Here is a 21,261-nt window from a genome sequence, read left to right as displayed (position 1 = left end):
ATTTCTCCTTTAGCATTGTTTTTATCTTTTTTTCAAGCCACATCAACCTTGAAAAAAAAGTAAACTTTGTTTATTATAACAGCTATCCTTAATTCTTGCAATATTTTTTTGATTTTTTTACAAAAAAAATCTATTTTTGTGTCAGAATTGCCCTTGCGACCTATTTTTGTCGATTTTTCATAATTTTTGACACGATTTATAGGGTCTGATTTTTTAAAAAAACACCGTTAAGCTCATAAATAAAATCTATTTTTAAAAATACCTTGAATTTTTAAAATTTTTCCCTTGATTTTCAAACGAATTTTATACAAACTGGGTTAATCATTTTCGAGTTCGATTCAAAAATGATAGACTACACTTATTTTGGAGAATAATAACCCACACCTGTCTTATGAAAATTATAAAACGAACACTGATTGCAGCTTTAATTCTTTTTTCATTCGCACTATTTGGAGGAGCTTGGTATTTCTCCTCTGTACTCATGTACACAAAAGTTTCTTCTTGCAAACCAGAACACTACGTATTTTGCAACGATCCGAAAATTGATCTAGGGCTGGATTTTGAAAATATCGAGCTACACACAAAAGATGGTTTTACTTTAAGTGCTTGGTACATTCCTTCCAAACAAAAAAGCTCAAAAGCAGTAATTTCAATCCACGGAAGAGGAGCTACAAGAAGAGAGGGTTTGCGATTTGTAAAAGCGATCCACGAGCTTGGAATAAACGTAATCATGCCGGATTTAAGAAACTGTGGTGAAAGCCAAAAAAGTTTCAGTTCTATGAGCTACCACGAAAGAAAAGATGTAGAGTCTGCGTACAACTATTTGAAAGAAGTAAAAAAAATGAACTCTATTGGAATACTCGGATTCTCTATGGGTGCTGCAACTTCTATTATTTTTATGGCAGAGCATCCGGATATCAAAGTAGGAATTTTCGATTCCGGGTTTTCTGACTTTTATGACGTAATTACAATCAACGCAAAAAATGACTACGGTCTTCCAAAATACCCTCTACTCCCGATCGTGTCTTTACTCTATGAGCTTAGAGGGAATTTGAATTTAAACGAAATGAGCCCAAAAGCCTATATCGGTAAAATCAGTCCGAGACCGGTTTTGATATTACACGGGACTGCAGACGTTACAGTTCCCTATTCTATGGGTCAGGAGCTGTATGAAAATGCAAAAAATCCTAAAGAGCTTATCACAATCAAAGACGGAAGACACACAAGACTTTGGCAAAAAGATCCTGACCTTATAAAAAAGAAAGTTCAAGAATACTACGGTAAATATCTATAATAATGCACCGCACTATAAAACTCTTGACCGGTTTTTGACACAGAAAATTATGGGTTTATGTTACAAATAATTTCAGTTTTATTTATGTCGATTTATTCAGTCGATATACTTCTTCTATTTCTTTTTGGATTGCATTCTTTACTAATGGTGTATTTATACCGAAAAAACCACAAGTACTGCAATTCAGACGATTCTCGTAATTTTAAGAAAACAGACAAAAACCTACCCAAAGTGACTGTTCAACTCCCGGTGTATAACGAATACTATGTTGTAGAAAGACTGATAGATTCAGCAGTGAAATTAGAATACCCTAAGAATAAATTAGAGATTCAATTATTGGATGATTCTACTGATGATTCTGTTGAAAAGGCAAACAAGATTGTAAAGCACTATAAAAAGCAAGGTTTCAATATTATTCACCTTCACAGAACGAAAAGAGAAGGACACAAGGCAGGTGCATTGGAAGCAGGGATGAAAGTTTCTAAGGGAGAATTTATTGCTATTTTTGATGCAGACTTTATTCCTGAGCCTTCTTTTCTTTTAAAAACTTTACCGTATTTTTCGGATAAAGAAATCGGCATGGTTCAAGTAAGATGGGGTCACATAAACCCTGATTACAATGTTTTAACAAAAGCCCAAAGCTATGGAATAGACGGTCATTTTATGATCGAGCAAGTCGCAAGAAATGCAAACAATCTCTGGATGAATTTTAACGGCACAGCTGGAATATGGAGAAGAGAATGTATAGAAGATGCAGGTGGATGGGAGCACGATACTCTAACAGAAGACTTTGATCTTTCTTACAGAGCAGAGTTAAAAAACTGGAAATTCAGATACTTCAAAGATATAGTTTGTAAAGCAGAGATACCTGCCTTAATCAGTGCCTACAAGTCTCAACAATTCAGATGGTGCAAGGGAAGTATCCAAACTGCGGTAAAACTTCTACCTACTATTTTGAAATCTAAGTTCAACTGGAAAATCAAAGGAGAGGCGATTATTCATCTGATTAATTACTCTGTTCACCCTCTAATGATGGTAAACATACTTTTTACTGCCCCACTTCTTTTAATGGAGTATTGGTCTGGATACACATTCAAAGACATTCCGATAGCGGTAATGTTTGCAACCGCAGCACTTCTTTCTATAGGCTCAATCGGACCCTTGGTGTTTTATGCTTACTCCCAAAGAGAGCTTAGAAAAGATTGGAAGAAAAGACTCATGTTCTTGCCTATTATGATCATGATCGGCACAGGAATTGCTATCGTAAATACAAGAGCTTGGCTCGAAGCAATTCTTGGAATCAAATCTTCATTCAAGCGTACTCCAAAGCTAAATATTGAAACCTCTAAGGACAACCTAAAAGAAAAAAATAAGTATTCGATTCCATTGGACTTTCACGTAGTCTTAGAATTTTTTATGGGATTGTATTGCACACTTTGTGTTTATCTATCTTTTAAAGTTGGAAAGCCCTATATTGTAGGATTTCTGATTATGTATGCTTTTGGGTTTTTCTTTGTAGCGATCAATTCTTTAAAAGAAGCTCTTTGGAGCATGAAAACTTCTACCGAAAAAGATACAGAAATAGACCCGGTTACGGCAAAAATATGAATTCACTTGACTTATAGTCAAGTTTTCATGTACTGACAATATTTATCTTTTGGAGAATGAAAAATGAGTGAAAAAGTCTATTGTGCCAATTGTTTGCATTGTGTCGTTGTTAGACATGTAGAGCCTGAACAGGATAAGTACATTCTTAGAGTAAAATGCACAAAGAAAAAGTGGTCCAAAAGATCCGGTGAAGAAAAACTCTATAAATATTTTACTGTAGCAAGAAGAATGCAAGCCGATTGTGAGTTTTATGAGGAAATGGGAGAAATTCTTCCATTTATTAAAAATCTAAAAAAAGAACTACCGATAAAAGATGAAATCTATATGATGAAATCTATTTCATAATTCTTTTGGGATAGGTATTGATCGCCCTTCAAACTTTTTTTATAAAAAAAAGCTCCGACTTTATCGGTGAAAATATAATATCCGGTGAATTTCAAATACAGAAACCTCCGGATTTTTCTTTTCTACAAACTTACGGAAATTTTCCTCGCTCTGTCCAAATCGGAGAAACGCTTTTTTTTTCTGACTATCTAAATATTTTATCCCCCATATCCGGGTATGCACACTTTTCGGAAAACAAAAAAGACACTCTTGTATTGACCTTGAATGGAACCTTTGAGCCAAAAGAAAAATATTCAAAAGATGCCTTTCAACTAAAAACACTAAAAGAAAAAATTCTGAAATATGGAAATACAAGTTTCGACTTTACCGATGAAACTTTAATTACCTGCTTAAATAAATTCTCCGACAAAGAAAATTCCAAGATTATTTTTTCTCCATTTTCAAAAAATGAATTTATAGATTTCCAAGAAAAAATCCATTCTGAGTTTTCTGTTGAGTTGGAGTTGTTTAAAAAAAATATAAAAGAAGTCTTTCCGAAATCCAAAGTGCTCGATTTTCTATCAAGGAAACAAAAGAAATCTCACTACCCTTCTGGAGACCCGATGTATTTCTTATGCAAATATATCGGCTTGCCAAATTCTGAAAAATTCCCATTGCACGATGTACTTTTTTTGGGCGCAGAAACTCTATACTATCTATTCCGAAGTTTGTATCGAGAAATTCCTTTTATTGAGAGAATGTTTTCTGTAAATTTTTTACATAAAAACGGTAAATTTAAAACTCAAAAAAAACCGATCTTCTTAAAGAACGGACAAAATATCAACTTTATTACAAAAAATTTTCAGAATCGTTTTCGATACTTTTCTACAAATTCAATTTACACTCTACCTGTTTTTTTTCCGAGCACCGACAATTTTTTTCTTGATATATATTCTGATACACACTTAAATCTTGTCGCAAAAAATCCTGTTCAAAAAAAAGAACTTCCCTGCATCGACTGCAAAGACTGCTCTCTATTTTGTCCGGTCAATCTAAAGCCCAGAAATATCTTAGACGAGAACGACAAAAGTTTTCAAAGTGAACTTTGTATTGAATGTGGACTATGTACGGTATATTGTCCAAGCGGAATCAATTTTAGAAAAAGAATATCCGATAAAAAAAGGTTAAGACATGTCGGCTCATAAAATTCGCCCTACCTATACGGGATATTTCACTAAGTCGATTGAATTTTTCACAGACCTCTTTCTTTTCATTCTAATATCTGCCTTCACAGTCTTTTCTATTTTTTCTAATCTCAATCTATTCTTATCCTTTTTGGGAATTCTTTTTACGTTTGTAGTTGTGTATTTCTTGAAAATTCGCAAAAAAGAGTACGTTTATATCACACAATTTTTTTATCAAGTGATTCTATTTTTTTTCATTACCCCTATAGTATTTCTTCAACCTACAGTAGTTTACTTTATTTCGATTCCAATTGGAGTTTTACTTTTATTCCCCAAAAAATCTTTTCGTTATCTCGATTTTCCCTTTGGGTTGTTTTTATCCGTGCTCCATGTATCTATTTTTTTTATTATGATACAAGTAGATATTTTAAATATACCTTTCACCCAAATAGAGTTTCCGATAACTCCTCAATTAGAAAACGAAAATACACTTGGGATGTTTTTTCTTCCAAAATACTTTTTAGCAAATTCAATCTTCAATCTTTTTTCAATTGTAGAGAACTATGGGTACATTCTATTTACTCTCTTAGGAATTTTTGCCATACTAAGAAAAAATTTTTTCAACGATCTGATTGTTTTTATTCTAATCTTCTTTTCTTTTTTATTGTATTATTTTGAAGATATTTTTATTTTTAGAAATCAAATTTTTCTATATACTGCAATCTGGTATTTTTTATACATTTCTATAGGCAGAAACTTCAGAGCCTTGCAAGTAGAATCTGTCGTTTCTGCCGCAATAACTCTCATTTTTGCCACAGCAATAAACCCCAATAATTATCCTCCGATTCTTTTAATGATTGTATTTTTTAGTGTTCGTTCCATTCTTTGTTTTTACCATGAGAAAAGAAATTCTCAAACTATAAAATTAAGAAAAACTGAATAGAAATGAATTATCTTTTAGAATTATTAGGACCTAAAAATATAATCTATGATTTGAAAAGCTCTTCTAAAGAAGAAATCCTGAAAATCCTAGTAACCCACGCAGTAAAAAATCATATACTCTCAGAATCCTCAAGCGAAGAAATTCTAAACGCTCTCCTAAATAGAGAAAAATCAATGTCAACTGGAATCGGAAGCGGGGTTGCAATTCCCCACTGCTCGGTTAGCTCTGTAGATTCCTTAAAATGTGTAATAGGTATTTCAAAATCTGGTTTAGATTTTGAAGCCATAGACAATTTACCAGTTCATATATTTGTAATGCTTATAGTGCCGAGAGAACAATTTCAAGAGCATATCAAAACCCTTGCGTTAATCGCAAAAACATTAAACTCCGAAGAAAAAAGAAAGCAAATAATTGATGCGCATTCTTTTGAAGAAATTTACTCTGCTCTAAAAATTTAAACAAAGGAATACAATTTGAAAATTAAAATCTTGAGTAAATTAATTTTCAGTGAGTTTTACAAATTTATTTTTTTTTTATTACTACTTTCAAGTATTTCAGTTATACTAAGCAAATCTAGAATGGAATCCAAGGAATTTCTTTTCGCAGACTCAGGACTTCAAGAAACAAAACTCACTCCTTCAGAAAATCTTATCACAAAAATTTTTCAATTTCAAAAATCTATCTTCCTTTTAGATTTTGGTAAAACAGATACAGGCGAAAAGGTAATAGACCATATCTCCAATAGACTAATCCCTACCATCCACTTATCTATATTTTCGATTCTACTCGGAAGTCTATCAGGAATCGGACTCTCTCTATTTTTAATTATCCGAGATAACAAACTCTTATTTGAAATTTTTACTCAAACAGCAAAAATTATTTTATCTACTCCGATTTTTGTGGTTAGCGTTCTTCTTCTATTGATATTTTTTTATTATTTAGAAATTTTGCCTCCAGGAGGATATGAGAAGGGAAATATTCTATATTTAGTCATGCCGGGAATCGCTTTAGGATCTCGCGTATTTGCAAGGCAATTGCTACTCACCTACGATGAGGCAAAAACAGAAATGAATTCCTATTACATAATTTTTTTAAAAGCAAGAGGATTTACAATAAATCGAATAGTTTTTAAACACGTACTTATTAAAATATTTCCGGTCATACTTATATTTATTCTAATGGATTTTGGCTCTATCCTATCGGGTGCAATAATCGTAGAAGAAATATTTTTTTTCCCGGGAATCGGAAAATCAATGTATATCGCGATCAAATCTCTTGATGAAAATTTGCTACAGGCACTTTTTGTTTATACCGGAATTGTATTTTATCTATTCGGTAGAATTGCTCGCAACCTTCAGTCCATCCTCTCAGGGAAGGGTTTGGAATGAATCCTAAAGATAATTTTTTTCGCATTGCTTTTTTCGGAATTGTTCTTTTTTGTATTGTATTTTTTAAAAGACCGACACAGGTCAATTTAGAAAGTTCCTTTATCCCTCCTTTTCAAACGATTTCTCATCCATTGGGAACAGACAGACTCGGCAGAGACTTGTGTGCACTTTTTGGTTTTGGGGCAGTTGGCACAATACTATTTTCTATTCCTTTGAGGTTATCTACTATTTTGGTTGCTTCAATTTTTGTATTTTTAGAATATTCATTTGGGAAAATTTTTTCTTTTTGGTTTGAGCCTTTGGTGTCTATTTTTTTATCAATTCCATCTCTTTTTACAGCCCTCATGTTTGCGTATTTCTTTGGAGGAGGAATTCTTGTAGTGCTATTATCCATCGTAGTTTCTGATTGGGCAGTGGTCTATGAATCTCTCCAAGCAAAAGTGAGAGAAGTAAAAGATTCGGGTTTTTGTATCGCATCCGTGTTGTTTGGAAACAGCCCATTCTATATTTTCAAAAATCATATCTTCCCTGAAATTTATTCAATACAAAAAAATCTTTTTCTTACAGGGATCCCTTCGGTGATCATGACCTTGTCCCTATTCAGTTATTTGGGAATCGACACTGCATCCGAGATTTTTGGACCTGGTTTTGGAGAGCAAATTTCTTTTTCAAAAGATTTTTTTTCTAAGTCTCCTCTCTCTCTAATCATTCCAATCATCGGAATATCTTCTCTCATCTTTTTCCTCAGTCCAAAAAAATGAAAACTATTACTGCAAGTATATTACTTTTTTGTTTTATAACCAACGCGACTTCTCTATTTTCTATTGATGAGTACTTTGATTTCAAAAATCAGTATTTACCCGAAAAAATAGAATTTGAGAAAAAAAGAAAACTCTGTCTATTCCCATTCCGAAAACCGGAAAACCAAAAAAAGTTAGACTATCTTTCTAAGGGAATTCCATCCATTTTATTCACGGGCTTAAACTCTATGAAGTTTATTTACGACGAAGATGTTTTACCGATAGTAATCAACCACCCTTACGGAAAGAAAAAAGAAACTGAAAACGAAAAACTCTTAATAAATAAATTTACTCCGGATAGCATAAATCTGAAAATGTTAAACGAAGGGAAGCTAAAACTTTTACCTTCTAAAGATCCAAGGTACATTGATTTTTCTCCAGAAATTATCGCAGAGAAAGAAACTGCTTTTTTAGAAAATGCAATTTACTTAGGAAGAAAAAATCAATGCTATTATGTTATTACAGGTGAATACAATGTGAAAAGTGAAGATTCCCTTTTTGTAAAAATCGAATTAACAAACCTTAGAGACGGAAAAGTAAATTCTTTTAGCGAATCTACAAGTATAAAAAGAGCTTTTCAGGAATTGGAAAAAACAATAATTGTATTAAAACGAAGCCTCAATAAAAAAGAAATGGCTTCAATAGAAGTCTCGACAGGAGATGAAAAAAATACGCTTATCTTTTTAGATGGTGCCTACCTCGGAAAAACTCCAATTGATAAAAAAGAAGTTGTTTCAGGAAAACACGAGCTGTTTCTATTTAAGGATGGGTTTTTGCCACAAACCAAAGAAATTCAAATTTCCACAAATTCTCAAAATACATTCCGATTTGAGTTAAAAAAAATTGAAGCCAAAGGAAAAATCTCGGTCGTAAGCGATCCACCTGGAGCAGACGTTTATTTAGGGATGACTCTTCTCGGACAAACTCCTTTAAAAAATATTTCTGTTCCAGTTGGCTCAAATCAAGTAAGAGTTTCCAAAGAAACCTATATTGATTTTTTTAAAGGAGTGGACATAGTAGATTCAAAGGAATTCAAATTAGACGTAAAACTAAAAACAGGTGACTCTGAAATCTATTACAAAAACAGAGCCAACGTTTTTTTGGATTACACCTATTATGACTTTTCTATTTTTTCTCTATTCTCTACACTATTTTTTTATGCAGGTTTTATCTATGCAGATTTAAGATCTTCTCAACTTACGGACGAGCTTCGCAGTCAATACGCATTCGCTAATATAACTTCGATTCTAAGACTACAAGGCACACTTACCCAAAACGAATTTTTAGCTACATATACCTACCAAGAAATTCAAATACAAAAGATTCGATCAGAAATAAAAAATTGGGATCAAATCGGCTCCAACAGAAAAGGGCACAGGCTAAAAGGAATAGCACCCGCAGGCGTGGGGATTATGCTCGTACTAAGCGTTGTTTTTTATGCGCTCGGCATAGACGAAGAAACAATCGAATTTGGAATGAAACCCATATTTATGCAAAACCAGGAAAGTACAGAAAGTTACATCCGCATAAAAAAGAGTTTCTAATTTTTAAGCCAAAGTTTTGTACCAATTCTATAAAAATCTCTCACTTGCTTTTTCTGTCGGAATGCAGTAATTTCCCTGAATTTTTAGGAGTGTTTCTGAAAAAAAGATTTTTTTTGGAAAATTCATTTAGAATGCGTCTTAAAACAGATTTTGAAAATTTTTTGCCACTCCTCATTATTTTATACTCTAACAGGCTCTCTAAATGGTGAGGTCTAAATACTAAGTTGGGGGACACTTTAGTATTTTATTTAAAAATAGTGCTGGACAAAGTTCAGAATTGAAAAAAAAATCAAAAAAAACGAACTTTGACAAACTTATTAAAATATTCGAAAATGTTAAGCAATTGTGCTATACAATCTAAATCGGTATTTAGTTTTTTTATTTCACAAATGAGGTGACAAATTGAAAACTTCAATTATATGGTATATCTCCACCAGAACTAATTTTCCACTTGAGCTTTGGAAGCATCCAAAAATAGCAATTGAAATAAACACTATTCCTCTTACCAATATCCAGACTATTCAGACATCTCCTAAAGATATTAATATTTTATTTTTAGAATTGAGTAAGCCCGAATGGGACAAAATCAAAAATGATTTTTTATCCAAGTTTGAACTTCATCCAGATATTTCTCTTACACTAATCTCCTCTCCGGACTTTGAAAAAATATCAGACGAGTTAGAAAAAAAAGGGAAAATAGAAGTCATAGAAAATCCGGTACAAAAAAACTCGCTTAGGCTACTTTTAGATCGGACAATTCAGACAGAGTTTTACAAAAACGCTGCAATGGAAATCGGAAGCAGCTGCCTTAGCAATGTTGGCTTTTTTGAAGGGGTTTTTGAATTGGCTCGCGAAGAAATGAAAGTTGCAGACGACACAAACAAGGCGCTTCAATCAATACTCGATTACGAATCTAAGGTCAAAAAATCTCAAGATCTTTTACAAGATGCGATAGAAAAAGTAAACGATATGAAAAATGCCGAACTATTAGAATTGCACGATAGAATTAAGGCAACTGAAAAGTTAGACGAACTGAGAGAACTGGAGCTAAGAAATGCAATCCAAGGGAAGGAAGCAGCCGAGAATATTCTTTCCTACTCCAGAATAGAAGAAATGAACATGGAAAAAATTATCAAGGCTCAAGATAAAATTTTTGCTTATACAGATCAGGAAATCAGAGATTTAGTAAAAGAAAATCGAGAACTAAAGATAAAACTCGGAATCCCCATCACAGAGTAATTGTTTTTATCTCTAATAAAAGAAAATTCTTTTGAAATTTTAAGAATTTTCCGATAGTAGTAGAAACGGTTACACAAGTGCAAAATATAGATTATTCCAGAAGGCTAAAAACCAGGGATATCCCTAGTCCAAAACAGGTCAATCCTCAACACCTTGCCCTATTTTCAGGACAACATATAACAAGACCCGCAAAAAATTCTTCCTTTTTGTTTATTATGGTAGGTGCCATTCTTATATTTACCTCAGGGCTTGTGATCGGATTGAAGATTGACCAAAAAGAATCCAACTTTGCTTATAACGAAACAAAAGAAACCCACTCTTTTAAAAATATATCATCCAAAGAGCCGGACAATAATAGCATTCAAGAAGAAAAAATAAATAAAAAGCCTGAACCTATAGTAAAAACTACGAAAACTGAAAATCATAAAGAGATTTCTCAATTTAGAAACTTAAAACACCCACCTAAAATAGGTCAGACTAATTTTATGATCCAATTGGGGAATTTCTCTCCCGAAAAATCTATTTCAATAGGGAAAAGACTAATCAAAGAACTGCCTGAATTTCAGGGAAGGTTGTTTAGAACTACCTCAGGGAGACTGTATTTAGGGTATTTCTACTCAGAAAATGAGGCAAAAGAGATTCAGATTCGATTAAAAACCTATTCTAATGGAATTTTTCAGCGTTCTACCATAAAAACTTTAGAATATTGATAAAATATGCTTGACTTGTTCAATTCCCCACTATCATAGTAAATTAGAGTTTAACGGAAGATATTATACGTAAATTGGCAAACAAAAGCGTAAAGGTTTCTGCAAAGAAAGAATTTAAGGTCGGGGATTATGTCGTATATCCCATGCACGGCGTGGGAGCAATCACCGAGGTAAGTAAACAAACCATTCTCGGTAAAAAAAGAGATTGCTATTGCCTCGAAATTCAAAATACAAAAATGAAGGTTATGATACCTGTAGAAAGTGCGAAACAGGTAGGAATTCGAGGAATCATCAATAAAAAGGATATTAAAAAAGTTTTGAACTTATTGATGAATGATGAAATTGACACCGAAGAAGACTGGAAAATTCGTTACCAGAACAATATGAATAAAATAAAGTCTGGATCAATTTATGAAGTAGCAGATGTTTGCAGAAATCTGTTTAAAAGAGCAAACGGGAAAGAGCTTTCCATAATGGAAAGAAAATTGTACGAAAACGCCTATACACTCGTAAAAACAGAAATTGCCTTAAGCAAGGGAGTGCCGCAAGAAGAAGCAGGAAATATTGTATCAGATATTTTAGCTTCCACTGTAGCAACAAATCCTACGGAATAGAAATCTTCCCGCAAACTCAAATTTATTTATAGGATTTGGGTATGATTCATTTATACAGAATATTACTATCATTATTTTTAACAGGTGTTTCTTTACTAGTACTCTATTTTGGGTACATTAGAGATTTATCTATTTATATTTATCCTGCTTTGACTTTTATAACATCTCTAATTATTTTTTATGGAGAAGGAAAGTTGTTCCCTAAGTTGAAGGGAGATTTCCTTTTTTGTTCAGGAATCGGGGCAGTGATCGGTTTGTCTTTAGCGTATTTTTTAAGCGCAATTTTTAAGGATTTGCATTTCAACGGAATTCATATATTTCTCAGCTTTCTTTTTGGCTTAATCGGAATCCGTGCAGGGGTAGAGTTTGCCAAAGACCCAGGCTTGTCTGTTTTTGGAGGTGGAGGAATAGGAGCTTTTTCCCTCGGCTCAAGAGAAAAAGGTGCTGAAATTCGAGATAAGATTTTAGATACCTCTGTTGTAATCGACGGAAGGATTTTAGATATTGCAGACACCCACTTCATTGACGGGCCACTTATTCTTCCCAACTTTGTTTTAAGAGAGATTCAACTAATCAGTGATTCTTCAGACCCGATCAAACGCGCTCGGGGTAGAAGAGGACTCGACATGTTAAATAAACTACAAAGAAAAGGCTCTATTGAAGTTAAGATCACCTATACTGACTATACAGACACAAGAGAAGTGGATGCTAAGTTAATTAAACTCGCAAGAGATACAGGTGCAAAATTGGTTACAAACGATTTTAATCTAAATAAAGTCGCAGAACTTCAAGGGGTAAAAGTACTTAACTTAAACAATTTGGCAAATGCTTTGAAACCTGTAGTTTTACCGGGTGAAGAAATTCAGATCCAAGTAATCAAAGAAGGCAAAGACGAAAACCAAGGAATCGGTTATTTAGAAGACGGCACAATGGTAGTGATCGAAAATGGGGGACACCTTGTAGGCAAAGACGTAAAAGTAAACGTCACCTCAATAATTCAAACTGCTGCCGGAAAAATGATTTTCACAAAAGCGATTAAATAATAAAGCATGAGTAAAGAAAAAGAGAAAAAAGAAAATCCTTATTCATCTACCGTAATTCTACCGAATACAGATTTTCTTATGAAGGCAGACCTCGCAAAGAGGGAGCCACTTCTAATTGAAAAATGGGTCAAGGAAAACACTTTTGGTAAAATGAAAGAATCCAGAGTGGGGGCAAAAAAATTTGTACTCCACGATGGTCCCCCTTATGCAAATGGAAATTTTCACGTTGGCCACGCACTGAATAAAATCCTGAAAGACATAATCATAAAATCAAAACACTTATCTGGATTTTATACTGATATGATTCCTGGGTGGGATTGTCACGGACTTCCTATAGAAGTGCAGGTATTGAAAAACTTAGGAAAAAATGCATCTTCCACCTCCCCCTCTGAGCTTAGAAAAAAATGCAGGGAATACGCAACCGAATTTGTTCAAAAACAAGGAGACGACCTAAGTCGATTTCTTTGTGTCTGGGATAAAGAAAGAAAATATCTCACAATGAGTAGAGACTACGAATCAAAAATCGTAGATACTTTTGGGAAGCTATTTAAAGAAGGATATATTTTCAAAGGGAAAAAGCCTGTGTACTGGTCTGTTGATCTAGCAACTGCACACGCAGAGGCTGAAATTGAGTACTACAACGTAACCTCTCCATCTATCTATGTAAAATTTCAAGCAGAAGGGAAGCCCGATCTTTTTTGCTTAATATGGACTACTACTCCATGGACTCTACCCGCAAACCTAGCAATTTCTTTTAATAAAGAAATCGAGTATTCTATTTATCAATCCGATAGTCATGGAAAACTTATACTTGCAGACGGTTTAAAAGAATCTGTAGAAAGTAAGACAGGGGTAGTTCTAAAAAAAATACAGCCTATTACCTCAGAAGAAATTTCAAAATTAAAATTTATTCATCCGTTTATAGATAGAATCTCTATTCCTCTTTTTGGTCGTCATGTTACTTTGGATGCAGGTACAGGTTGTGTTCACACTGCCCCGGGTCATGGAGTCGATGACTATAAAGTAGGACTCGAAGCCGGTCTTGAGCCGTTTAGCCCTGTTGATGACAGAGGAAGATACACTGATGAATTTTTACCCATGAAGGGAATAAATATTTTTGAGGCAAACCCTAAAATTATTGAACTATTAAAAGAAAAAAATTCTCTACTTTTTGAAACAAAATTAGAGCACTCCTACCCTCATAGTTGGAGAAGTAAAAAGCCTCTTATCTTTAGAGCTACCCCTCAGTGGTTTTTTTCCATAGATAAAAATGACCTTAGGAAAAATTCACTTTCAGCCATTGATAAGGTAAACTGGATCCCTAATTGGGGAATTACAAGAATTCGATCTATGGTAGAAAATAGACCCGATTGGTGTTTGTCAAGGCAAAGAAATTGGGGAGTGCCGATTCCCGCATTTAAGTGTGAAGATTGTGAAGAAACGTATATCACAAACGAATCTATTTCTTTTTTTACCGAGTTAGTCCAAAAAGATGGAATAGAAATTTGGTATGAAAAAGTGGCTAAAGACCTTCTACCTCCAAATACTGTATGCCAAAAATGCAAAGGGAGAAATTTCACTAAAGAAAATGATATTTTAGATGTTTGGTTTGACTCTGGTGTGTCTAATTTTGCAGTATTAGAGGATAACCCGAAAGAGCCTCCGGCTGACCTATACCTCGAAGGGACTGACCAGCACAGGGGATGGTTTCAATCGAGCCTTTGGCCTTCTATGGCTCTTAGAAAATTTCCTCCCTATAAAAGTGTTTTAACGCATGGCTATGTTTTAGATGAAAAGGGACACGCAATGTCAAAATCACTCGGAAATGTGATGAACCCTACTACGGACATTATCAATGTGTATGGTGCGGATATTTTAAGGCTTTGGGTTTCTTCCCAAGACTTCAGAGACGACGTAAAAATCGGTAAAGACGCAGTAAAAATAATCGGAGAGCAATACAGAAAAATTCGTAATACGTTTCGCTACCTCTTAGGAAATTTGAATAAATATACGTTAGACGGTATTCCTAAAAAAGAAAATCTATCCGAATTAGACAGGTATTTTCTTTCTCTTTTAAGTAATCTTTCCACTGAAATTTTACAATCCTATTCTAACTACCAATTTCATTCGGTCTATCATAAGCTATTAAATTTTTGCAGTGTTGACCTTTCGGGAGAATACTTTGAAATAATTCGAGATAGTTTGTATTGCGATAAAATTGACTCTGGTGTCAGAATTTCTCATATTCAATCCTTGGCTGTTATTTTAGAAACTCTAACTATTCTCATTGCACCAATTTTAAGTTTTACTGCAGAAGAAGTGTGGGAATCTTACGGAAAGAAAAATTCTGTATTCTTAAATGAATTTAAAAATATTTCTGAATTTAAAGATGAAAACTTAGAAAAAAAATATTCTGAGATATTTCACCTAAAAACGCAAGTCCAAAAAGCTTTAGAGGTCGCAAGGCAGTCAGGAAAAATTGGGAAGTCCCTCGAAGGAAAAGTTTTTATTGATTTACTGAAAAATGAAAATTTACTAAAATCTTTTAGTTTAGAAGAATTAGAAAAGCTATTTGTGGTTTCTCAAGTAGAGTTTGGAAAGTCTACTGTAGAGGTGATTTCATTAGTCCAGTCAGAGACTGCAAATATTTCGGTTGTGCTTCCAAAAGAACCAGAATGCCCAAGGTGTTGGAGGAGAACAAGAGAAATCTCAAAAGAAGGGCAACTTTGTAAGAGGTGTAATAGCTTAGAGATATAGTGTAGTTTTTCTCTTGGAGAGGCAAGAGCCTTTCGCAATCGTGATCAACGGAATTATTCTGAGGTCGGAATTAGTGGAGGTAGAATCTTTTGTAAATAGGTTTATCTTTTAGATAGAGGTTTTGAGCGTTAGTAGAGTTTTTGAAATTTCGCGTTTAGAGCAGATTTTACACTTTTTGTGCTAAAATGTGGGATTTCCACTCTTTTCAGTAAAGTGCATGTTTTATACCAATTGTTCACCTTTCACGCAAAAATGTGGGAACTCCATCGTTTTCGGGGATTAAAAAAAATTACGCATTTAATACAGATTTAGGACTTTTTATGTAAAACTGAAGAAAAATTTCTAAAAAAACGATAAAATTTTTTTTCTAAAGCAAACTTTTTTTACCTTATAAAGAAGAGCAGAGAATTTTACTTTAAGGAGAAATTTATGAACCCACAAAAATTTACAGAAACACAATCGAGTTTGCTTGTTCCAGCAAAATATATGGACGAGTTCAATAGAAGAACGACAGGTTTATCAAGGAGGAAATATTTGCACGCATTGTTGAACAGATACAGAAATGTGATTCTTTGGGGAACTTTTGAGAAGATGGAGAGGGTAAAAAAGGCCTATCAAGAAGTCGGGCAAAATTTGCAGAAGAAGAATTTTACCCCAAATAACGAAGACTGGATTGAGCTTGGCATTCTTGCAGATTGGCTTGGTACCACAAAGACCGCTCTTTTTACTCTTCTGTTAGTGCTTGACCTTGCCGAATGGGACATAATTCTCCCCAGCAGATTCTTCGAGAATGGAGTTCCCACCCCGGTAACCACGATTGCGGGGGGAGCTTACCTCTCCAAGAGAAAAACGACCCGCTACAATAGACTAAAACGACACAAACCTGACGAAAAGAGCAAAACAAACACTATAAACTGAAAAAAACTCAAAACCTAAAAAATTCCACAGATTGTTTCATTTTAAGGGAGAGTGAAGATATGTTTTGAGTAGTGGCTGCGACTTCTTCTGCACTTGCAGCGTTTGCTTGAGTTTTTTCATTAATATTAAAAATTGAATTAGCGATTTCTGAAATTGCAATTCTTTGCTCTTCGGTTGAAACTTTCATGCTTTTTGATTGAGATTGCATATTGTGAATATTTGTATTTACACCATAATTCATTTCCATCTGCATTTGTATAAAGCCTGAAAGAGTGACCATGGCACTACTAACTTCACTTACTCCATGAATGATTCTATCAATAATTCGGATTGTATCTTGTATTTTTTCTTGCCCACCATGAATTTCTGAATTGTTTGCTTTGATAAATTTGTCGATTTCCTTGATTCTGGAGGCTGTTTGTTCTGCTAATTTAGAGACCTCATTTGCGACTACTGCAAACCCTTTGCCGGCTTCTCCTGCTCTGGCAGCCTCGATCGATGCGTTCAATGAAAGTAGGTTAGTTTGATTGGAAATTTCATTTATCAGATCAACAATTTTTGTCATCTCATCGGAGCTTTTTGTAATTTGTTGCATGCTATTTGTCATTTGAGTAAGCGAGTTTGCTCCAGTGGATGCAATTGAAGTGCCCCCCTAAAACTGTAAAGAAAAAAATATATTTTTGTTTATTTTTAAATTGCAGAGGAGATAGTCCTCCTAAAGCTGAATGAGGTCTGATTGAATTGTACCGATCAATAAATTGAAAAATACTTTTGGCTGCTTCAATTTTATCAGCATAACAGGAGATATTTATCTCTTGATACTTGATAGTTTTATTAAAAGATTCTGCGTGTGCATTTTCATATGCATTACCAAGACACATTGAAATTTGTATTTTGGAATTGTTCAGAAGTTCTATATATTCATGCGAACAATATCTTCTATCAGAATCAGTATGATGAATGTAACCTTCGAGACTTCCTCTGTTCATGAGAGCCGACTCAAATGCAGACCTGACAAGTTCACTATTAAGTTTATCAGAAACAGCTCGTCCGATGACCTCTCTGTTTTCCATATCCATTAGTGATGCCAGATAATGATTTTTCCTGAACATCAAAAAGTAACATCACCAACTATTACTCGTGCATGATTAATTGACTTGTCCTTAAGAAGATTTGGATATTTTTTCAGGTTATGTTTTGAATCCGTGGTCGCATGATGATAAGCCTCTTCGGACTGCATTTTAAAAGGTTTTCATGCATGATCCTGTAAACTCGCTTATGATTGATTTTCATATCATTTCTCAGAAAATAAGTGACAGACCTGTAACCTGATTGAGGCATTAAATCCAGATATGCTTCAATCTTTTCTATTAGTTGCTTATCCTCCTGTTTTCTTTTAATCTTTGCATCCGATTGGTAATAAAAGGAAGAGATACTGATCTCCAAAGTTTTTAGCTTTTTTTACAATTCCAAATTCTGGTGCGAGATACTTCCTGATAATTTCTCTTTTGCTTCCAGTCTTGCAGATATTTTTGGGCTTTTTAAAATGTGATTATCTAACGCAAGGTTGGCAAGTGCACCTTCCAAATCTGCGACTCGTTTCCTTAAAAGCAAATTCGGTTTGATTATTTTGTTCAAACTTTCCTGTATCTATCTCATTTCTCAATTTCGGATTGTTTGAGGATTTACCTTTTCCTTTGAGCTATTTGCGAAACGGAACTCTGCCCGGACAAAATTTCCATTACTATTTTTCCTTAAATTCTTTGCCATAGTTATTTCTTCTTATCATATTATCAAGTCTCCTTATCCCCTTTTTTTGTATTCCAGTTTTAGGGGGCAAGACCAGTCATAATTCTATCCAACTGATTGGCAACATGGTTATGACGAAAAGGAACTAAGACAGGAAATGTTTCAAGTAGAGTTTTATATAAACCAACATTAAAATCATTCCCACCTATCATCACAAAAACATTTCTATTTTGGAATTGGACATAGCCTGAATATTTATCTGCGTTTGGAGGAGGATTGCAAGAAAACCGACCAAGAGGGTTATTTTCACACGGGAGCTGTTCAGGTGCAGGTGTCCATAATTGGGTATTTTGTGAAGCACAGGTGTCCAACCATTCCGAAAGGTCTTGTGATGTTGCCATTCCAACTCCGCCACTGACGATTCCCCACCCAGGTGCGTAATCCTTATTCCAAGTATATTTTTGGTCTGGTGTCGTGCCCAGCTTGTGTTATTGAATCTCCTAATAATATATTGTTGTAAAATTAGGGGATTTTTAATAAACTGGAATCTCCTGTAAGAGGAATGTTTGTTCCGTTATCTGAAAAACTGTCATATTCTGGAATTTGAATATTGTTTGGTTCATTGGGGTTTGATCCTTTTAGAGAACAGCCACATCTCTTGGAAAATCTGTCTTTTACAACTTCTTTTGAGTATAATACTGAAAGAATACCTCTTCCAAGTTCGTTCTTAAAATCCTTTTCCTTCTTATTATATAAAACATTATTTATCTCATCAAGTACGGATAATGGAGAAAGTGGATCAGAATGTAAGTGACTGTTTGACAACAAAATTATTAATAGAATTTTTAAATATTTCATAGACCTCTCCTTTTTATTTCATCAATAATATTTTTCCGTAATTCCCAAAGTTCTACAATACAGTTTCCAAGAAACGCTTCATCAATTGTCTTACTATCAAATTCCACTTTATAGTACATATCAAGCATATTAAATAGCTGAAAGTTAAGCATTCTTCGATAGATTATCAATAACTCATCATTTGCTTTTGGAACATCAGCCTTTATCTCATCTATATAGGAGGATTGTATTTGGTTTAACGTCCAGCCTTCTTGGTAGTTTGGAGGCTTTCCAATAATTTTAACTGTTTCAGAAAATTCCTTTGAATGGATATACTCTTGCATATTTTTTAGATTTACAGTTTGCACTTTTCTCATTTCTGGCTCAAAATCCCCAAATGCAACAGATGTCAAAGTATCAAGTGTCACTTCTTTATCTTCGACTTCAGACAAAACTTATGGACTACTGACAGCTTTATCTTCATCAAAATATAGATCAGAGTTTACAAGCTGACTCTGACTTCCAATATAAAATAAAAATAAATGAAGGGGTTTTAAAGACTGACTTTCATTAAGACCTAATATCTTATGAATATCAATTTTAAATTTGTTTATCTTGAATGATTCTGGCTCTAAGACTATCGGTTTATCTATACCGATACAGTTTAAGAAAACCAAGAATATTAGTTTTGTAAAATGTTTTTTCATATTTTTCCTCCTGAGAATTAAATCTTAAAAAAATGCCCGCTAACACCCCATATCCGATTCCTTCTGTAAAAAGAAAAATTTTTTTAAAGTTAGTTTTAAATTCTTTTAAGTCATTCTCTTTTATCGTATCCATGACTCCAAATCGGAGGACTGAAGACTGAAATCCGAGGACTGAAATAGAGGAGCTAGGATTTTTTTTTAAATAGTCTTCCCTGAAAAAAGCGAAAGAGCTTGAAATAAAAGGCTTTTCATGAAAATTGAGCGTACTAAAATTGCCATGTTTTTAGAAATTACTTTAAAAAGCTGGCAAATAATGAAATCACAAAAATCCTCACAAAATACCGGCGAGATCCAATTATTTCAATCTCGACTGGATCAAATTCTCGATCCCCGACATCCATTATTCAAGCTTTCATTGTCTATCGATTGGAAATCTTTTGAAATAGAATTTGGAAAATATTTTGTAGAAAATAAAGGAAGACCCGGACTACCAATTCGGCTTGTGGTCGGCCTTCATTATCTGAAATTTACATACAATGTTTCGGATGAAAGGGTCGTAGAACAGTTTATTGAAAATCCTTACTGGCAATTTTTTTGTGGTTATGAATTTTTTCAGCATAGATTACCCTGTGAACCGACATCTCTAACCAAATGGAGAAATAGGGTCGGAGCAGATGGAGTCGAAAAACTTTTAAAAGAAACAATTTCTTTGGCAAAAAGGGCAGACATCATAACCGAGAATGAATTTACAAGAATTAATGTTGATACGACAGTTCAAGAAAAAGCAATAGCGTTTCCGACTGACGCACGGTTGTATCATAAAGCAAGAGTTACTCTGGTAAGAGAAGCAAAAAAGAGAGGTATTAAATTGTGGCAGTCCTATGAGCGGGTAGGCAAGCTTTCCTTAATCAAACAAGGACGTTATTCACATGCGAGTCAACCTAAACGATCTCGAAAAGAAACGAAAAAACTATTGATTTTACTGGGTAGAGTGACACGTGATATTCGTCGTAAAGCAGGCAATCCGGATTTAGGATTTGAAGCTTTATTACAAAGAGCAGAAAAATTAATCCAACAAAAACGAAACAACAAGAACAAAATCTATAGTTTTCATGCACCGGAAGTTGAATGTATCGTAAAGGGGAAGGCACATAAAAAATATGAATTCGGCTGTAAAGTGAGCATAGTTTCAACAAGTAAAAATAACTGGATTGTTGGAGCTGAAGCGTTACACGACAACCCGTATGACGCACATACATTAAAAGGAGCAATTGATCAGGCAGAAAAGTTATCCGGAAAAAGAGCGATTGAAGCTTTCGTCGATCAGGGATACAAAGGAATCAAGAATCATCCAGAGGATATAATTGTAAATCTTTCAAACAAAAGTAGAAAAAAAAATGACCATCACACAGAAAAAAAGAATGAATCGTAGAAATGCAATTGAACCGATTATTTCACATATAAAGTTTGATCATAGGATGGACAGAAATTTTCTGAAAGGTGTGAAGGGAGATAAAATCAATGCGTTACTTGCTGGTGCAGGCTTCAATTTAAGAAAGATCCTTCGGGCTTTCTTTTTGTTTCCAAATTTTGTATTTGAAA

The 21,261-nt window shown here is 34.1% G+C and carries 23 protein-coding genes and 1 pseudogene; 16 read left to right on the top strand and 8 right to left on the bottom strand.

Annotated elements, in window-relative coordinates; all coding sequences use genetic code 11:
* Positions 1 to 391 precede the first annotated feature (391 nt).
* From HS129_00865 to HS129_00795, 15 genes are all read left to right on the top strand, one after another.
* Positions 392 to 1,294 (top strand): alpha/beta hydrolase, encoded by a 903-nt coding sequence (locus tag HS129_00865; GenBank protein MBE7410608.1) that lies wholly within the window; start codon positions 392 to 394, stop codon positions 1,292 to 1,294.
* Between the two features lie 57 nt (positions 1,295 to 1,351).
* Positions 1,352 to 2,902 carry a glycosyltransferase gene (locus HS129_00860; protein MBE7410607.1) on the top strand — a complete coding sequence of 517 codons (1,551 nt, stop codon included), beginning with the start codon at positions 1,352 to 1,354 and terminating at the stop codon, positions 2,900 to 2,902.
* 63 nt (positions 2,903 to 2,965) lie between these two features.
* Positions 2,966 to 3,247 (top strand): hypothetical protein, encoded by a 282-nt coding sequence (locus tag HS129_00855; protein ID MBE7410606.1) that lies wholly within the window; start codon positions 2,966 to 2,968, stop codon positions 3,245 to 3,247.
* Between the two features lie 17 nt (positions 3,248 to 3,264).
* Positions 3,265 to 4,431, top strand: coding sequence for a hypothetical protein (locus HS129_00850; protein MBE7410605.1), 1,167 nt, complete (start codon positions 3,265 to 3,267; stop codon positions 4,429 to 4,431).
* Positions 4,418 to 5,353 (top strand): hypothetical protein, encoded by a 936-nt coding sequence (locus HS129_00845; GenBank protein MBE7410604.1) that lies wholly within the window; start codon positions 4,418 to 4,420, stop codon positions 5,351 to 5,353. The genes HS129_00850 and HS129_00845 overlap by 14 nt, the downstream gene beginning before the upstream one ends.
* A 2-nt stretch (positions 5,354 to 5,355) precedes the next feature.
* Positions 5,356 to 5,811, top strand: a complete 456-nt coding sequence (locus tag HS129_00840; protein MBE7410603.1) for a PTS sugar transporter subunit IIA — start codon at positions 5,356 to 5,358, stop codon at positions 5,809 to 5,811.
* Between the two features lie 42 nt (positions 5,812 to 5,853).
* Complete coding sequence (locus tag HS129_00835) at positions 5,854 to 6,741, top strand: ABC transporter permease (GenBank protein MBE7410602.1); 888 nt, start codon at positions 5,854 to 5,856, stop codon at positions 6,739 to 6,741.
* A complete protein-coding gene (locus tag HS129_00830) occupies positions 6,738 to 7,502 on the top strand; it encodes an ABC transporter permease (protein MBE7410601.1) in 765 nt (254 codons plus the stop codon). The genes HS129_00835 and HS129_00830 overlap by 4 nt, the downstream gene beginning before the upstream one ends.
* On the top strand, positions 7,499 to 9,085 hold the full coding sequence (locus HS129_00825; protein ID MBE7410600.1) for a PEGA domain-containing protein: 1,587 nt from the start codon (positions 7,499 to 7,501) through the stop codon (positions 9,083 to 9,085). Before HS129_00830 ends, HS129_00825 begins: the two co-directional genes overlap by 4 nt.
* Positions 9,086 to 9,487: 402 nt before the next feature.
* Positions 9,488 to 10,324, top strand: a complete 837-nt coding sequence (locus HS129_00820; protein MBE7410599.1) for a hypothetical protein — start codon at positions 9,488 to 9,490, stop codon at positions 10,322 to 10,324.
* Positions 10,325 to 10,401: 77 nt separating this feature from the next.
* The gene (locus tag HS129_00815; GenBank protein MBE7410598.1) at positions 10,402 to 11,034 is read left to right on the top strand and encodes an SPOR domain-containing protein; all 633 of its coding nucleotides are present in this window, start codon (positions 10,402 to 10,404) and stop codon (positions 11,032 to 11,034) included.
* A gap of 143 nt (positions 11,035 to 11,177) precedes the next feature.
* Complete coding sequence (locus tag HS129_00810; protein ID MBE7410597.1) at positions 11,178 to 11,648, top strand: transcriptional regulator; 471 nt, start codon at positions 11,178 to 11,180, stop codon at positions 11,646 to 11,648.
* A gap of 41 nt (positions 11,649 to 11,689) precedes the next feature.
* Complete coding sequence (locus tag HS129_00805; GenBank protein MBE7410596.1) at positions 11,690 to 12,691, top strand: TRAM domain-containing protein; 1,002 nt, start codon at positions 11,690 to 11,692, stop codon at positions 12,689 to 12,691.
* 6 nt (positions 12,692 to 12,697) lie between these two features.
* Positions 12,698 to 15,448 carry an isoleucine--tRNA ligase gene (ileS, locus tag HS129_00800; protein ID MBE7410595.1) on the top strand — a complete coding sequence of 917 codons (2,751 nt, stop codon included), beginning with the start codon at positions 12,698 to 12,700 and terminating at the stop codon, positions 15,446 to 15,448.
* 429 nt (positions 15,449 to 15,877) lie between these two features.
* Complete coding sequence (locus HS129_00795; GenBank protein ID MBE7410594.1) at positions 15,878 to 16,366, top strand: DUF1564 family protein; 489 nt, start codon at positions 15,878 to 15,880, stop codon at positions 16,364 to 16,366.
* A gap of 7 nt (positions 16,367 to 16,373) precedes the next feature.
* Here HS129_00795 and HS129_00790 read toward each other — a convergent pair whose 3' ends face one another.
* The 8 genes from HS129_00790 to HS129_00755 all read right to left on the bottom strand — a co-directional run bounded on the left by HS129_00790 (position 16,374) and on the right by HS129_00755 (position 19,659).
* On the bottom strand, positions 16,374 to 16,973 hold the full coding sequence (locus HS129_00790) for a hypothetical protein (GenBank protein MBE7410593.1): 600 nt from the start codon (positions 16,971 to 16,973) through the stop codon (positions 16,374 to 16,376).
* A complete protein-coding gene (locus tag HS129_00785) occupies positions 16,963 to 17,445 on the bottom strand; it encodes a transposase (GenBank protein ID MBE7410592.1) in 483 nt (160 codons plus the stop codon). The genes HS129_00790 and HS129_00785 overlap by 11 nt, the downstream gene beginning before the upstream one ends.
* Before the next feature lie 106 nt (positions 17,446 to 17,551).
* Complete coding sequence (locus tag HS129_00780; protein MBE7410591.1) at positions 17,552 to 17,812, bottom strand: transposase; 261 nt, start codon at positions 17,810 to 17,812, stop codon at positions 17,552 to 17,554.
* Between the two features lie 15 nt (positions 17,813 to 17,827).
* Positions 17,828 to 18,004 (bottom strand): hypothetical protein, encoded by a 177-nt coding sequence (locus tag HS129_00775; protein MBE7410590.1) that lies wholly within the window; start codon positions 18,002 to 18,004, stop codon positions 17,828 to 17,830.
* A gap of 191 nt (positions 18,005 to 18,195) precedes the next feature.
* Entirely contained in the window at positions 18,196 to 18,516 is a 321-nt protein-coding gene (locus tag HS129_00770; GenBank protein ID MBE7410589.1) for a hypothetical protein, read from the bottom strand.
* 121 nt (positions 18,517 to 18,637) lie between these two features.
* Positions 18,638 to 18,973 carry a hypothetical protein gene (locus HS129_00765; protein MBE7410588.1) on the bottom strand — a complete coding sequence of 112 codons (336 nt, stop codon included), beginning with the start codon at positions 18,971 to 18,973 and terminating at the stop codon, positions 18,638 to 18,640.
* Positions 18,970 to 19,404 (bottom strand): hypothetical protein, encoded by a 435-nt coding sequence (locus HS129_00760; protein MBE7410587.1) that lies wholly within the window; start codon positions 19,402 to 19,404, stop codon positions 18,970 to 18,972. Before HS129_00760 ends, HS129_00765 begins: the two co-directional genes overlap by 4 nt.
* 3 nt (positions 19,405 to 19,407) lie before the next feature.
* Positions 19,408 to 19,659, bottom strand: a complete 252-nt coding sequence (locus HS129_00755; protein ID MBE7410586.1) for a hypothetical protein — start codon at positions 19,657 to 19,659, stop codon at positions 19,408 to 19,410.
* A gap of 313 nt (positions 19,660 to 19,972) precedes the next feature.
* Here HS129_00755 and HS129_00750 point away from each other — a divergent pair.
* Positions 19,973 to 21,236, top strand: a pseudogene (locus tag HS129_00750) (IS5 family transposase).
* The last annotated feature ends 25 nt before the right edge of the window (positions 21,237 to 21,261 follow it).

The organism is Leptospiraceae bacterium (assembly GCA_015075105.1).
GTDB lineage: Bacteria > Spirochaetota > Leptospiria > Leptospirales > Leptospiraceae > JABWCC01.
Note: the sequence above shows the minus strand (reverse complement) of the source record. Positions and strands in the feature narration are given on the sequence as shown.